Origin of the sequence: Limimaricola cinnabarinus, from assembly GCF_047631075.1 — a bacterium.
Lineage (GTDB): Bacteria > Pseudomonadota > Alphaproteobacteria > Rhodobacterales > Rhodobacteraceae > Limimaricola > Limimaricola cinnabarinus.
This window is the reverse complement of the sequence record NZ_JBLHYX010000010.1, coordinates 42290-57306: the sequence shown is the minus strand read 5'-3', so window position 1 is coordinate 57306 and position 15017 is coordinate 42290. Positions and strand designations below refer to the sequence as shown.

14 protein-coding genes are annotated in these 15017 nt (G+C 67.7%); 1 reads left to right on the top strand and 13 read right to left on the bottom strand.

Annotated features, from left to right (window positions below):
• Window positions 1-124: 124 nt before the first annotated feature.
• The 5 genes from ACJASC_RS09990 to sciP form a co-directional block, all read right to left on the bottom strand.
• Window positions 125-247, bottom strand: a complete 123-nt coding sequence (locus ACJASC_RS09990; RefSeq protein WP_021694664.1) for a hypothetical protein — start codon at window positions 245-247, stop codon at window positions 125-127.
• Between the two features lie 124 nt (window positions 248-371).
• Window positions 372-2468, bottom strand: coding sequence for an ATP-dependent DNA helicase RecG (recG, locus tag ACJASC_RS09985; protein WP_415145648.1), 2097 nt, complete (start codon window positions 2466-2468; stop codon window positions 372-374).
• Window positions 2465-4636, bottom strand: a complete 2172-nt coding sequence (ligA, locus tag ACJASC_RS09980) for an NAD-dependent DNA ligase LigA (protein WP_415145646.1) — start codon at window positions 4634-4636, stop codon at window positions 2465-2467. The genes recG and ligA overlap by 4 nt, the downstream gene beginning before the upstream one ends.
• Window positions 4637-4736: 100 nt before the next feature.
• Entirely contained in the window at window positions 4737-5450 is a 714-nt protein-coding gene (ctrA, locus tag ACJASC_RS09975; RefSeq protein ID WP_045320127.1) for a response regulator transcription factor CtrA, read from the bottom strand.
• Window positions 5451-5520: 70 nt separating this feature from the next.
• The gene (gene sciP, locus ACJASC_RS09970; RefSeq protein WP_415145643.1) at window positions 5521-5823 is read right to left on the bottom strand and encodes a CtrA inhibitor SciP; all 303 of its coding nucleotides are present in this window, start codon (window positions 5821-5823) and stop codon (window positions 5521-5523) included.
• A gap of 152 nt (window positions 5824-5975) precedes the next feature.
• Here sciP and mnmA point away from each other — a divergent pair, with 152 nt between their 5' ends.
• The gene (mnmA, locus tag ACJASC_RS09965) at window positions 5976-7115 is read left to right on the top strand and encodes a tRNA 2-thiouridine(34) synthase MnmA (protein WP_021694660.1); all 1140 of its coding nucleotides are present in this window, start codon (window positions 5976-5978) and stop codon (window positions 7113-7115) included.
• A gap of 43 nt (window positions 7116-7158) precedes the next feature.
• On the opposite strand, the gene lpxB is transcribed toward mnmA, so the two are convergent.
• From lpxB to rseP, 8 genes are all read right to left on the bottom strand, one after another.
• Window positions 7159-8307: a lipid-A-disaccharide synthase gene (gene lpxB, locus ACJASC_RS09960; protein WP_415145641.1), complete on the bottom strand. Its 1149-nt coding sequence runs from the start codon at window positions 8305-8307 to the stop codon at window positions 7159-7161.
• Window positions 8304-9089, bottom strand: coding sequence for an LpxI family protein (locus ACJASC_RS09955; RefSeq protein ID WP_415145639.1), 786 nt, complete (start codon window positions 9087-9089; stop codon window positions 8304-8306). The genes lpxB and ACJASC_RS09955 overlap by 4 nt, the downstream gene beginning before the upstream one ends.
• A gap of 5 nt (window positions 9090-9094) precedes the next feature.
• Window positions 9095-9877, bottom strand: a complete 783-nt coding sequence (gene lpxA, locus ACJASC_RS09950; RefSeq protein WP_415145637.1) for an acyl-ACP--UDP-N-acetylglucosamine O-acyltransferase — start codon at window positions 9875-9877, stop codon at window positions 9095-9097.
• Window positions 9877-10353 carry a 3-hydroxyacyl-ACP dehydratase FabZ gene (fabZ, locus tag ACJASC_RS09945; RefSeq protein WP_415145635.1) on the bottom strand — a complete coding sequence of 159 codons (477 nt, stop codon included), beginning with the start codon at window positions 10351-10353 and terminating at the stop codon, window positions 9877-9879. The genes lpxA and fabZ overlap by 1 nt, the downstream gene beginning before the upstream one ends.
• A gap of 86 nt (window positions 10354-10439) precedes the next feature.
• A complete protein-coding gene (locus tag ACJASC_RS09940) occupies window positions 10440-11075 on the bottom strand; it encodes an OmpH/Skp family outer membrane protein (RefSeq protein WP_415145633.1) in 636 nt (211 codons plus the stop codon).
• The gene (gene bamA, locus ACJASC_RS09935; protein WP_415145631.1) at window positions 11075-13390 is read right to left on the bottom strand and encodes an outer membrane protein assembly factor BamA; all 2316 of its coding nucleotides are present in this window, start codon (window positions 13388-13390) and stop codon (window positions 11075-11077) included. Before bamA ends, ACJASC_RS09940 begins: the two co-directional genes overlap by 1 nt.
• Window positions 13391-13460: 70 nt before the next feature.
• Complete coding sequence (locus ACJASC_RS09930; RefSeq protein ID WP_021694653.1) at window positions 13461-13586, bottom strand: hypothetical protein; 126 nt, start codon at window positions 13584-13586, stop codon at window positions 13461-13463.
• Window positions 13587-13677: 91 nt separating this feature from the next.
• Window positions 13678-15012, bottom strand: coding sequence for an RIP metalloprotease RseP (gene rseP, locus ACJASC_RS09925; RefSeq protein ID WP_415145629.1), 1335 nt, complete (start codon window positions 15010-15012; stop codon window positions 13678-13680).
• Between the last annotated feature and the right edge of the window lie 5 nt (window positions 15013-15017).

Sequence of the window (15017 nt, the reverse complement as noted above, 5' to 3'; positions counted from 1 at the left end):
GCAGAGGCAGGACCCTCCGGGGATCCGGTCGCACGCCGGAGCATGGCTCCATGCGGCGGACGGGCGATCCGCCGCGATGACCCGCGGGATCGGGCTGCGGCGACCGGTAAAGGGTCCGGGCAGATCAGATCAGGCCGGGCAGCCACAATCCGACGAACAACAAGAGCATGAGAGACGCCGCGCCCAGCGCGTCGGCGACCAAGGTGTCGCGAGAGCGGTGCATCACCAGTTTGAGTTCCTGTGCCATCCGCGTCTCCTCTCTCTGCGCTCCTGTTGCCGCTTTGTTCCCATATGGGGCAACGCCTGTAAAGAACTTTATGAGAACATCCTGTTCTTGTCCGGCCAGCGTATTGTTACAAAACGGAAGTTTCCTAGCCGACCGAGATCAGGCGGATTGCCCGGTCCTGCTCCATGAGCCAGAGGAGAACACGCGCGGAACGTCCCCGTTCGCCCTGAAGCGCGGGGTCGATTGTCAGCAGCGTGCGCGCATCGCTCTGGGCGAGCGCCATAAGCCCGGCATGACGTTCGAGATCGGCGATGCGGAATCGCGGCAGTCCGGATTGCGCGGTGCCGATCACGTCGCCCGCACCGCGCATCGACAGATCCTCTTCCGAGATGCGAAAGCCGTCCTCGGTCTCGCGCATGATCTCCAGCCTGCGCCGCGCGGTTTCGCCCAAGGGCGGCTGGTACATCAGCAGGCAGGTGGACTTGGCGCTGCCGCGTCCGACCCGTCCGCGAAGCTGGTGCAGCTGGGCAAGGCCGAAATTCTCGGCCCGCTCGATCACCATGATCGAGGCTGCGGGCACGTTGACGCCCACCTCGATCACCGTGGTCGCGACGAGCACCTTGGTCTCGCCCGCGACAAAGCGCGCCATGGCGGCGTCCTTCTCAGCGGGCGGCAGCTGTCCGTGCACGAGGCCGACCACCCCCTCGCCCAGCGCCGCGCGCAGACGCTTGAACCGCTCCTCCGCGGCGGTCATGTCCGAGACCTCGCTCTCCTCGACCAGGGGACAGACCCAATAGGCCTGGCGCCCCTCGGCCACGGCGGCGCGCAGCTTCTCGACCACCTCGCCCAGCCGTTCGTTGGAGACGAGCGCAGTGGTGACGGGAGAGCGTCCGGGCGGCTTTTCATCGAGCACGCTCACGTCCATGTCGCCATATTGCGTGAGCGCGAGACTGCGCGGGATCGGCGTGGCGGTCATCACCAGCACGTCGACGCCGCGCCCCTTGGCGCCAAGCTCCATACGCTGCGCGACGCCGAAGCGGTGCTGCTCGTCGATCACGGCGAGGCGCAGGTCGCGGAACTCCACATCCTTCTGGAACACCGCATGGGTGCCGACGAGGATCTGGATACGCCCCTCGGCGAGGGCTTCGAGCTTGCGGCGACGCTCGCTCCCCTTGTCGCGCCCCGTGAGAAGCTCGATCACCACGCCCGCGCTTTCGGCGAGCGGATGCAGTCCTTCGAGGTGCTGTCGGGCAAGGATCTCGGTCGGGGCCATCATCACGCCCTGCCCGCCTGCCTCCACCGCGACCAGAAGCGCCATCAGCGCCACCAGCGTCTTGCCCGAACCGACATCCCCCTGCAGCAGCCGGTTCATCCGGGATTGCCCCTCCATGTCGCGGGCGATCTCGTCGACGGCGCGGGCCTGTGCCCCCGTGGGTGCATATGGAAGTGCGGCGAGCACGCGCCTGCGATACCGCCTGTCCCCCACGCTCGGTCGTCCGGGGCTTCGACGCGCGGTGGCACGGGCAAGAGCAAGGGTCAGCTGATGCGCCAGCAATTCGTCATAGGCGAGACGCAGCCGCGCGGGGTGCGTGGGCGAGAGGTCATTGATGCTCTGCGGTGCATGGGCCTGATCGAGCGCCTCTTTCCACGAGGGCCATCCCTCGCGCGCGCGAAGTCCCGGGTCGATCCATTCCTCAAGCTCGAGCGCGAGGCCCAGCGCGGAGCGGGCGGCGCCGGTCATCTGCCTTTGGGTGATGCCGTTCGAGAGCGGATAGACCGGCTCGAAGGCGAGGATCTCTCCCTCCCTATCGACGGGCAGTACATGATCGGGATGCACCATCTGGGCCAACCCGTCGAACAGCTCGACCTTGCCCGAGACGATGCGCCGCTCTCCCAGCGGCAACAGATCGGGCACGTAGCTTCCCCGCGCGTGGAAGAACACGAGCTGGAACGCGGTCTCGGCATCCTCGATGGTGACGCGCCAGGGCCGCCCCTTGTTGGCGGGGGGATGATGGCGCACCACCTCCACCTCGACCGTGACCACGGTGGGCGGCACCACGTCGCGGATGCTGCGCTTGCGGGCGCGGTCGATCCCCGAATGCGGCAGCGTCAGGAGCACGTCGCGCGGCCGGGCCAACCCTGCGGCCTCGAAGGCGGGCACGGTCTTGGGGCCGATGCCCTTGAGCTTCTGGATGTCCCCGAAGAGCGGGAACAGGATCTCGGGCCGGCCCTTCACGCTCATGCGTCGCCGATCAGCGCAAGCCAGCCGTCCTCGTCCAGCACCTCGACGCCCAGGGCTTCGGCCTTGGCCGCCTTGGAGCCCGCCCCCGGCCCCGCGACGAGAAGGTCCGTCTTGCCCGAGACCGAACCCGCGACCTTGGCGCCAAGCTGCTCGGCGCGGGCCTTGGCCTCGGCACGGGTCATCTTTTCGAGCGTGCCGGTGAACACCACCGTCTTGCCCGCCACGGGGCTGCCTTCGGTCTTGGGCTGCTCGGCCGGCTGGATGTCGAGCTGCGCCACCAGCCGGTCTACCGAGCCACGCTCGCCTTCCTGACTGAGGGAGGTCACGAGGCTAACCGCGACGGTGAAGCCGATGCCGTCGATGCCGGTGATTTCGGCCCAATGCGGGCTCTCGGTCAGGGCGCCCTTGCGCGCCTTGTCGTCCTCGGCCTGCGCGGCGGGTTCCTGCGCGGCGGCATCGACGGCGGTAATCAGCGCCTCCCATGTTCCGAAATGTCGCGCCAGCACATTGGCCGCCACCTCGCCCACATGCGCGATACCCAGACCGAAGAGCATCCGTCCCAACGGCACGCGGCGCGCCGTGTCGATGGCATCGAACAGCGCAGCGGCCGACTTCTCGCCCCATCCCTCGCGGTTCTTGAGCTGCTGCATCCCCGTCCCATAGCGCTCGCGCAGGGTGAAGATGTCGGCAGGCTCGCTGATCCATCCGTCGCGGTGGAACTGCTCGACCTGCTTGGCCCCCATGCCGTCGATGTCGAAGGCGGCACGGGACACGAGATGGCGCAGCTTTTCCACCGCCTGCGCGGGACAGATCAGCCCACCGGTGCAGCGACGAATGGCGTCGCCTTCCTCGCGCGGGGCCGCCGAGCCGCATTCGGGGCAATGATCCGGAAACACATAGGGAACACTGTCCTTGGGACGGCGGTCGAGATCGACATCGGCAATCTTGGGGATCACGTCGCCGGCGCGGTAGACCTGCACGCGGTCGCCTTCGCGGATGTCGCGCCCCTCGCGGATCGCCATGCCCTTGGAATCGCGGCCCGCGATATAGTCCTCGTTGTGCAGCGTCGCATTTGAGACGACGACGCCCCCCACCGTCACGGGCTTGAGCCGCGCCACGGGGGAAAGCGCACCGGTCCGACCCACCTGGATCTCGATCTTCTCCAGCGTGGTCCAGGCCAGCTCGGCGGGAAACTTGTGCGCCAGCGCCCAGCGCGGCGTGGTCGAGCGCATGCCGAGACGGCGTTGGAACGACAGGTCGTCGACCTTGTAGACGACGCCATCGATGTCATAGCCCAGATCGGCGCGTCTCGCCTCGATTTCGCGGTAGGCGTCGATCATCTTCTGAGGGGTGTCGCAGCGCCGGGTCATGGGGTTGGTGCAAAAGCCGAGTTCCCGCAGGCGAACAATGGCGTCGAACTGATGCGTGGCCAGCGGCGCCGACAGTTCGCCCCACGCATAGGCAAAGAACCGCAGCGGCCGCATCCTCGTGATCTCGGGATCGAGTTGGCGCAGCGAGCCCGCGGCGGCGTTGCGCGGGTTGGCGAAGGTCTTGGAACCGCGCTCGGCGTGGCGGGCGTTGAGGGCGGCGAAATCGGCATGGCTCATATAGACTTCGCCGCGCACCTCCAGCACCTCGGGCGCGCCGTCGAGCCGGTCGGGAATGTCATCGATGGTGAGCGCGTTGGGGGTTACATCTTCGCCCACGGCCCCGTCACCGCGCGTGGCGGCGCGCGCCAGACGCCCCTGCTCATAGCGCAGCGACAGCGACAGCCCGTCAATCTTGGGCTCGGCGGTGAAATCAAGCGGCGCATCCTCGGCGAGGCCGAGGAACTTGCGCACGCGCATCGCGAACTCGGTCACCTCCTCGTCGGTGAAGGCATTGCCCAGAGACAGCATTCGCACCGCATGGGGCACCTTGCCGAAACCGTCGGCCGGGGCGGCCCCCACCTGTTCGGTTGGGCTGTCCTCGCGCTTGAGGTCGGGAAAGCGCGCCTCGATCTCGGCATTGCGGCGGCGCAGCGCGTCATAGGCGGCATCGCTGATCTCTGGCGCATCGCGCTGGTGGTAGGCGGCATTCGCCGCACCGATCTCCGCGGCGAGACGCTCGATCTCCTCGCGTGCCTGAGCTTCGGTGAGTGCCGCGACCTCGATCGCCGCCAAATCCATGTCCGCCGTCAAAGCCGTCTCCCGGTCGCCGTCGCGGACTGATCCATCCGCGTGGCGAACTTAGAAGCCCTGTGCGGGAGCGTCCAGATGCGAGCCGGGGTCAGGCACCGATGGCGATCGGGGGCGTTTGCGTCAACGGCTCGGGGTCGCGCAGCACGTAGCCACGGCCCCAGACCGTCTCGATGTAATGCTCGCCCCCCGTCGCCTGAGCCAGCTTCTTGCGCAGCTTGCAGATGAAGACGTCGATGATCTTCAACTCCGGCTCGTCCATGCCGCCATAGAGGTGGTTGAGGAACATCTCCTTGGTGAGAGTGGTGCCCTTGCGCAGGCTGAGAAGCTCCAGCATCTGGTACTCCTTGCCCGTCAGATGCACTGCCTGCCCGGCGGCCTTGACCGTTTTGGCGTCGAGGTTCACCGACACCTCGCCGGTTGTGATGACCGATTGCGCATGCCCCTTGGAGCGGCGGATGATCGCATGGATGCGCGCCACCAGCTCGTCGCGGTGAAACGGCTTGGTCAGGTAGTCGTCGGCCCCGAAGCCGAAGCCCTTGAGCTTGCTTTCGGTGTCGTCGTCGCCCGACAGGATCAGGATCGGTGTCTCGACCCGGCTGAGCCTGAGCTGGCGCAAGACCTCGTGCCCGTTCATGTCCGGCAAATGCAGGTCCAGAAGGATCAGGTCGTAGTCGTACAACTTGGCCAGATCGATCCCCTCCTCCCCCATGTCGGTGGCATAGACATTGAGGTTCGCATGAGTGAGCATCAATTCGATGCTTTTCGATGTGGCCGGGTCATCCTCGACTAGCAAGACGCGCATTCCATCCCCTCCGTGATCGGCTTGACCGTTGCAGGGCAGTAAGCCAGTTGACGGTTAATTCCGTATTACCTTAAGGCAACTCTGATGCTTCACCCTCAGGTTGTCTATACCTTTGTACAGTTGTGGCTTTGAGAGCCGCCGTTCCGTAGCGTCCGACGAGCCGCTCCCAACTGGTCAGCTCCTCTTCGGAGAGCCGATAGGTCCGGATCGCATAATCGCGCGATATCAACCCGGCGGTGATCGCGAGCAGCAGTTGCGCCTTTCGCGACGCGACCCAGCGCTCCGTATCCGGCGGTGGCAGATCGGCGCGCGTCATGACGCGTCCATCGGGCAACGTCACCGCATGTCGGCCTTCGGTCTTCTTCAGGTACATTCTCACCTCCGTTCGCCCCGGGGCAGACCTTGCCCAAACGGAGCTAAGGAGCCGTGAAGCGAGGGGGTTGAGAATGGGTGCCATTTTCATATATTGCGGCGCGATCACCCGCCTCGCGCGCCTCCCCTCCCTCTCGCGCCAAGGATCGCCCCATGCCGCTGGACACCGCACTCAATTCGCTGGGCTTCGCCAAGCCCGCCTCCGACACCCGCGTCGTCGTGGCGATGTCAGGCGGCGTCGACAGCTCGGTCGTGGCCGCCCAGCTCAAGGAAGAGGGCTACGACGTGGTGGGCGTGACGCTGCAGCTCTACGACCATGGCGCGGCGCTCGCCAAGAAAGGGGCCTGCTGCGCGGGCCGCGACATCCACGACGCGCGCCGCGTGGCCGAGAGCATGGGCTTTCCGCATTACGTGCTCGACTACGAGAACACCTTCCGCGAGGCGGTGATCGACGAGTTCGCCGACAGCTACCTTGCGGGTGCGACGCCGGTGCCCTGCATCCGCTGCAACGAGCGGGTGAAGTTCAAGGACCTGCTCGCTACCGCGAAGGATCTCGACGCCGACTGCATGGCCACCGGGCACTATATCCGCCGCGAGATGGGCGTGGCCGGCGCCGAGCTGCATTCGGCCGCCGACGCGAACCGCGATCAGAGTTATTTCCTGTTCTCGACCACGCAGGAGCAGCTCGATTACCTGCGCTTTCCCCTTGGCGGGCTGGCCTCCAAGGCCGAGACCCGGGCGCTGGCCGCGCGCTATGGCCTCTCGGTCGCCGACAAGCCCGACAGCCAGGACATATGCTTCGTGCCCGACGGGAACTATGCCGCCGTGATCGAGAAGCTGCGCCCCGGCGCCGCAGAGCCGGGCGAGATCGCGCATGTCGACGGGCGCATCCTCGGCGAGCATCGCGGGCTGATCCATTACACGGTGGGCCAGCGGCGGGGCCTCGGGATCGGCGGGCTCGACGAGCCGCTCTATGTGGTGAAGCTCGATGTCGAGGCGCGCCGCGTCATCGTCGGACCCAAAGAGATGCTCGCGACCCGGCGCGTGCCGCTGCGCGAGATTAACTGGATCGGCGGCGGCGGCTTCACCGATCAGGCCGAGCGCGAGGTTCTGGTGCGCGTCCGCTCGACCCGCCCGCCCGCGCCTGCGGTGATCCGGCCGCTCGGCGCGACCGAGGCCGAGGTCGAACTGCTGTCGCCCGAACAGGGCGTCTCGCCGGGGCAGGCTTGCGTGTTCTATGCGCCCGAAGGTAGCCGGGTGCTTGGCGGCGGCTGGATCTGGAAGGGCCGCTGAGGCGCAATCCTTCGGATTAGCTGAAAATCCTCGACAGAAACCTTCAGCGTGTGCAGTCGAGAATCGCGCGCGCGGCCCTCAGACCCGGCGCTTCACCCCCTGCTCCGAGGCGTTTCATCGTCTCACGCAACGCCGCGCGCTGAGCTTCGGGCCGCTCGAGCACGCGCAGCAGCGCCCGGCCGATCGGCTCGGGGCTGCAGTCCTTGCCGATGTACTCCGGCACGCTTCGAGTTTCGCTCACGAGGTTCACCAGCGTCACCGTATCGGTAAGCAGCATCCGCCCGATGATGACCCGCGACACCCAGCCCATGTCATAGGCCACGACCATCGGCGTGTCCGCCGCCGCGAGCTCAAGCGACACCGTGCCGGAGGCGGCGAGTGCCACGTCGGCGGCGCGGAAAGCCGCGCGCTTTTGCGCGCCGTCCGGGTCCTGCGCCGGATCGATCAGCAGCGGCGCGACCGACCAATGGCGCGTCTCGGCGCGGACCAGATCGACAACGGACGCCGCGCAGGGCAGCACGACGCGCGCCTCCGGCAGCGCTGCCTGCACCCGCGCCAGCGCCGCGCCGAAGGTTTCGGACAGGCGCTGCACCTCGCCCCGGCGCGATCCGGGAAGCGCCAGCAGGAGAGGTGCGTCGCCAATGCCGTGCTGGTCGCGGAACGCGCGCGCCTCCCTGTCGTCGGCCTGCGGATCGGTGACGACCGGGTGGCCGACGAAATCGCACTCCATCCCGGCGGCTTCCATGTAGGGCGGCTCGAACGGCAAAAGCGCCAACACCTGATCGATGCTGCGCGCCATCTTGGCCGCCCGGCCCGGACGCCAAGCCCAGACGCTCGGTGCGACGTAGTGGACGCAGCGCACCGGCGCGCCCGCCGCCTTGACCCGCCGCGCCACGCGCAGGCAGAAATCCGGGCTGTCGATGGTGAGCAGGATGTCGGGGCGGGTCTCGATCACGGCCCGTGCCGTCTCGTCGAGACGACGCATCAGCTGGCGGTAGCGCGGCAGCACCTCGGCGATGCCCATCACCGACAGCTCCTCCATCGGAAAGCGGCTCCTAAGCCCTTCGCCTGCCATACCGGGACCGCCGATGCCGTCGAAACTCACCTCGGGCGACAATTGCCTTAGCCCGGCCATCACCGCCCGGCCCAGCCGGTCGCCGGACGGCTCTCCTGCAATGACGAAGACTTTCATGCCCGCACCAAGAGCGCGATGCCGTGGCGGTCGGCGGCGGCGAGGGTGGCGTCGCGGTCGAGCAGCATGACGCCGCCCGCCTCGATCACGATGGCCGACAGTCCCGCTTGCGCCGCACCCTCGATCGTGCCGGGGCCAATCACCGGCAGGTCGGCGCGGCGATCCTGACCGGGTTTGGGCGCCTTGTAGAGCAGGCCCCCCGTCGCCTCTCCGCCGGAGAGGCTGCGCAGCATCCAGTCGGTGCCGGGCAACGCCTCGACCGCAAGACAGAGCCCGCGGCGCACCACGCAGGCCTGACCGACATCGGCCACGGCCATGGCGCGATGCACAGACGCCGCGCGTCGCGCATCGGCCTCCTGCGCATCCGTGACGGCAACGGCCCCCAGAATACCCGGCGCGGGCAGAAGCCCGGGCGCAATCTCGTGGGCGGCGCGCAGGGCGAACCCCTCATCCTCCAGAAGCGCCATCACCGCCCGAAGCGTGGCGTCGTCGCCCTGCCCCATGGCCGCCATGAGGCGCGGCACGAGCGGCGCGGTGGCCGCGTCGATGGCACCGGGGTCGATCTCGGGCCGGGTCATCGCGCCGGCAAGGCAAATCTCGTTCAGGCCGCGCGCCCGCAGATCGGCCAGAAGCGTGCCAAGGGTCTCGATCCTGTAGCCGAGGCGATGCGTTCCCTCGGGCACGGTCACCGGCACGCCCGCCATTTCGCAGACCAGCGCCTCGGGCCGATGGGCGAGGATCGCGCCCGGAAGCGCACCGGTGCCGGCGAGAAGCGCCAACATGCGGTTCAGCCCTGCGGCGTCAGGAACTGCCGGTCGCTCTGAGCCGAGACGAACTCCGACAATTCACGCACGAGGTCGCTTTCGATGGCGCCAAGCCCGGCGGCGCGCTCGTGGAAGGTGCCCCCGCCCTCTTTCAGCGCGCGAAAGGCCCCGCGCAGCGCGGTGATCTCCTCGCGCGAGGTGCCGCGCCGCTTGAGACCGACGAGGTTCAGCCCGTCGAGCCGCCCCCGCGGGCCTTGGACGAGGCCGAAAGGGATCACGTCGTTGGTCACCATCGTCACCGCGCCGATGATCGCGCCGCGACCGATGCGCACCCATTGGTGGATGCCGCAAAGCCCGCCGACGATCACGTCGTCGCCGATGTCGCAATGCCCGGCGATGGCGGCATGGTTCACGAGGATCACCCGGTCGCCCACCCTCACGTCATGCGCCACATGGCATCCCGCCATCAGCAGGCAATCGTCGCCGATCCGCGTTTCGGCCCCGCCACCGGCGGTGCCGGTATTGATCGTCACATGCTCGCGGATACGGTTGCGCGCGCCGATCCGCAGGCGCGTATGCTCGCCGCCGAACTTCAGGTCCTGCGGGATCTCGCCGATCACCGAAAAGGAAAACACCACCGTGTCCGCGCCGATCCACGTGTCGCCGGTGACGACGACATGGCTCTTGAGCTCGACGCCATCGGCAAGAACGACCTGCGGCCCGACATGGCAGAACGGACCGACGCGGCAGCCGTCGCCGATCCGCGCGCCGTCCTCGATCACGGCCGAAGGGTGGACATCGCTCATCAGCCCTGCAGGTCCATCATCGCGGTGAATTCGGCCTCGGCGGCCATTTCGCCATCGACTGTCGCCACGCCCTTGAACTTCCAGACCTTGCCACCCGGCTTGCCGCGCGTGGTCTCGACCTTCATCAAAAGCTGATCGCCGGGGACGACCTTGCGGCGGAACTTGGTGTTGTCGATGCCCATAAAGTAGATGAGCATGTTGCCATCCACGAGGCCCATGGCGGTGCCGACCATGACGGCGGCGGTCTGCGCCATCGCCTCGATGATGGTGACGCCGGGCATGATCGGATTGCCGGGAAAATGGCCTTGGAAATGCGGCTCGTTCATCGTGACATTCTTGATGCCCGTCGCGGTCGAGGTGCCGTCGATATCGACCACGCGGTCCACCAGCAGAAACGGGTAGCGATGCGGCAGGATGCGCTGGATCAGCTGGATGTCGGCGGTGGTGGGCGTGCCCGTGTCGGGGGTGTCGGTCATGTGCTTTGGGTCCTTCCCGTCGGGGGCATGTGTCGCGATCTGAGTAGCAAGCCACGCCTGAGGCGGCAAGCCGGGCCGCCTGCGTCCTAGCGGTCCTGCGCCGGGACGGCCGTGGGAGCGGCGTCGGGCTGGGCTGCCTCGGGGACCGGCAGGTCCGACCCGTTGCCGATCTCGGCGTCGACCGCCGCGATGGCCGCATCGGTCACGTCGACCGCCCCCGTCGAGAGGAACACCGCCCGGCGATCGAGGATCACCGCGGCGCCGCGCGCCATCATCACCTGTCCCAGCGTCGGACCGATCGCCGCGAGAAACCGCTCGCGCCCAGCGGCGGCCTCGAGTTGCAGCGCCCGCTCCTTGGCGTCGCGCTCGCGGCGGATCTCCTGCACCCGCGCATCGAAGGCCTCGGCCTCCTCGCGGAAGGCTGCGGGCTCCATGCCCGGGCGGCGCCGGGTCAGGCTCTGTTCTTCGGCGGTCAGTTCCGCCTCGATGCGGCGATTTTCTTCGATCAGCGCCTCGGTTTCTGCCTGCAGGTCGGTGGCAAGGGCCTGGCCGAAAAGGCTTTCAGCGAAAAGCCGGTCGGTGTCGAGCACCACGACACCGCCCTGCGCCGCCAGATCGACGGCGGGCGGCACGATGACGGGCTCCGCACGCTGCGCCGCGGCCGGCCCCGCGAGGCAAGCCAGCAGAGCGCAGAGCGCCCGCCCTGCCGGACGCGCACGCATCAGAACCGCGAGGAGATGGTCAGGTCGAAGTTGCGGGTCTCGTCTTCCGCCTCGGATTGCAGCGCTTCGGTGAAGTTGAAGCGCAACGGCCCAAGCGGCGTGTCCCAGAAGACCGAGGCCCCGACCACCGCGCGCGGCGTGTAATCGTCGTAGAGGACGAGGTCGGGATCGCGGCCGCGCAGGTCGCCCACCTCCCAGACCGAGCCGTAATCGACGAAGGCGCCGCCGCTGATGCCGTAATCCTCGGGCAGGCCGAGCGGGAACTCGGCCTCGAGACGGGTCACGGCGTATTTGTTGCCTCCCAAGGCGTCTTCGGTCTCCGCGTCGCGCGGACCGATGCCGCCGGGTTCGAAGCCGCGCATGATCCGGCTGCCGAGGAAGAAACGATCGGTCACCCGGGTGCTTCCATCGGAGTGGTTGAGCATGCCGCCCTCGATGGTGGCCCGCAAAAGCACGTCCTCACCGAAGACCCGCGTCTCGGCCGAGGCCAGCGCCGTGGTCTTGACGAAGGCCTCGTCGCCCACGCCGAACTCCTGACCGAAGCGCAGCACCACGCCGGTGTTGGGGTCGAGCCCCGAGCGGCGGGTGTCGTAGCTGTAGGCGTAGCCCAGCGAATTGGTCCAGACACCCGCCTCGGCCTGCTCGGCGATGATGATCGGGCTGGCATCGTCCATGTCGACATCGGTGATGTCGGTGTATTCGGCGGCATAATAGGTCTGCAGCCGCCCATTCTCGCTCACCGGGAAGGTGAAGGAGGGCGAGATGCGGAAGGTGTCCGTGTCGTAAAGCGCCGAGTCGTTGTCGGTCGAGCGGTAGTCGACGCCGAAGCCGAAGCGCAGGTCGCGGCCGAGGAACGCGGGCTCGGCGAAGTCGAAGGAGACGACGCGGTTGCTCTCGCTGGTCGAAAGATCGAGGCTGAAGAGCTGGCCACGACCAAGGAAGTTGCGCTCCTTGAAGCCCGCGACAAGGCCGAAGCCGTTATCGGTCGAGTAGTTGGCGCCGAAGGAAAGCGAGCCCGTGGGCTGCTCTTCGACATCGACGTCGATCACTACGGAGTCGGGCGTGCTGCCGGGACGGGCGTTGACCTGCGCGTCGGCGAAGTAGCCCAGGGCGCGCACCCGCTCGGCGCTCTCGCGGATGGCGCGCGGGTTGAAGGGGTCGCCCTCGACGGTGCGGAACTGCTGGCGCACGACGCGATCGAGCGTGGTGGAGTTGCCCTCGATGTCGATGCGCTCCACGAAGATCCGTTCGCCCCGGCTCAGGACATAGGTCAGGTCGAGCGACAGGGTGCGCGGGTTGCGTTCGATCTTCGGCTCGACCCGCAGGAAATCGACGCCGTCGCGGATCGCGATGCGCTCCATGCGGGCGATGTCGTTCTCGAGATCGGTGGGCGAGAAGAAGTCGCCCTGATCGATGCGGATCGCTTCGTTGAATCGGCTGGCGTCGAGGCCGGGAATGGCGCTCGCGACCTTGACGCTGCCGATCGAGAAGCGCTGTCCCTCGCGGATGTTGAAGGTCAGGAGGTAGGCGTCTCGCGCACGCGTCAGCTCCGCGTCGACATCGAGGATCTCGAAATCGACATAGCCGCGCGAGCGGTAGAAATCAGTGAGCATCTGCCGGTCGAAGGCGATGCGGTCGGCGACGAAGGTGTCGCTCTTGATGAGCTGGCGCAGCAGCCCGGCCTGACGGGTCGCCAGAACGCCACGCAAGCGGCGATCGGAAAAGTCGCGATTGCCGGCGAAGGAAATCCGCTCGATCTCGGTCACGCCGCCTTCGGTGATCTGGTAGACCAGATCGACGCGGTTGTCGGAACGCTCGATCAGCGCGGGACGGACGGTGGCGCTGATGCGGCCCCGCTCGGCATAGGCGCGCGCGATGGCATTGGCGTCGGCCTGTGCCTCGGCGGGGTTGTAGACGCGCCGCTCGGTTGCCGAGACCAGCGTCGCAAGCTCGCTGTCATCGACCTTGGCGTTGCCTTCGAAGCTGATGCGGTTGATTGTCGGAAACTCGGTCACCGCGATGACCAGCCGCCCGCCTTCCGGGCGCACCTCGACCGACTCGAACAGGCCGGACTCTCGGATCCGCTGGCTTGCGTCGTTGAGCGCGGCGGCGCTGACCGTTTCGCCGCGCGAGATGCCCGCATAGGTGAGGATGGTGCCGGTCTCGATCCGGCGATTGCCCTCGACCGCCACCTCGTCGAAGCTGAAATCCTGCGCGAGCGCGGGGGCCACGGCGCTGATCGCGGCGATGAGCGCGGCCACGCTGGCGGCACCTGTCAACTTGCGCGCCAAGGCGCCTCTGCTTCGAGCCGTCATCGTCACCATCCCTGCCACGCGTCGTTTCTTATAGGAGGGAAGTATCGGGACATGGCGGCCTTGTCAAAAGCTACGGTGCCGCGAAATGGACCGAAACCGCCAGTGCGCAGGCGATCGCTGCGGGAAAAAGCATCCGGTCCAGATGCATGAGCAGCAAGAACCGCAGGCCGATATCGGACTTCGTCGGAAACATCATTGGACCTCTCCCGGCAAACACGCCTCGTAGGAGCATCGCGGCACAATCCGGCAGCAATTCGACATTGCGCGGGCCGCGATGCGGCGCGGCGTCAGGGGCAGAGGAACAGGTCGTTGAGAACCGCGAAAACCGTCATCGTCAAGATCAGAGACAGACCAAGCGCCATCAGCACGCGCAGCGCCTTGTCGCTGGGCTGGCGGCCGGTGATCGCCTCGTAGCTGAAGAATACGAGATGTCCGCCGTCGAGCACCGGGATCGGGAACAGGTTCAGCAGACCAACCGCCGTCGAGAGCACCGCGACGAACCAGATGAAGCTGGTGGCTCCCTGCTCGGCCATCGCGCCCGAAGTCTGGGCAATGCCCACCGGCCCCGACAGGTTGCACGAGGAGATCGCGCCGGTGATCATGTGGCCGAGCCCCGAGAGCGACGAGCCGATGATGCGCCAGACCTGTCCCACGGCATCGCCGAAGGCCGCACCGAGCCCCGGCGTTTCCGTCGCAGCCTCGAAGAACAGCCCCGAGGAAATGCCCAGCAGCCAGCGCGTCTCGAAGCCGCCCTCCTCGCGCGGCAGATCGACCCGGCGGGGGGTGAGCGTGAGATCACGGGTGGCGCCATCGCGCCAGATCGTCAGATCGAGGCTGCGGCCGTCGGAGTCGGTGACGATCTCGATCAGCTCCGCGAAAGCGAAGACCTCGCGCCCGTCGAGCGACACGATCACGTCGCCCGCGCGCAGCCCGGCGGCATCGGCGGCCGAACGCGGCGACACGCCGCCCACCAGTGGCGGCTGCGGATAGGGGCCGCGCACCAGCATCTCGCGCCCGTCGCGCCGCACCCGGTAATCGAGCACCGGCTCGGCCGGGTAGCCTTCGGCCAGCCGCGACATCCCGCCCTCCGAAGGCAGTTCCGCGCCGCCGATGGCGAGGATCTCGTCGCCCGCGCGCAGCTCGTTCACGTAGCTGTCGGGCAGTGTCAGCATCCGCTCGACCGTCAGCGGATCTGCGGCGCGGCCTTGAGTAAGGATCACGCCGGTGAAGATCAGGATCGACAGGACGAAGTTGAAGACCGGCCCCGCCGCCACCGTCGCCGCGCGCGCCCAGAGCGGCGCGCCGAGCATGGTGTGGCGCAGCCGCGCTGGATCGGTCCCCGCCGCTTGCCCGACCGAGGCCGCGTTGGCATCGCCGAGGAACTTCACGTAGCCGCCGAAGGGCAGCGCGGCGAGTTGCCAGACCGTGCCGCGCCGGTCGCGGCGCGACAGCAGCACCGGGCCGAAGCCGAGGCTGAACACCTCGGCATGGATGCCCGACCAGCGGCCGACGATGTAGTGACCGTATTCGTGGATCGCCACGATCACCGACAGGGCCACCACGAAGGCGGCGAGGGTGAAGGCGACATTGCCGAACTGCGGCAGGATCTGGGTCGGGTCCAAGGGGT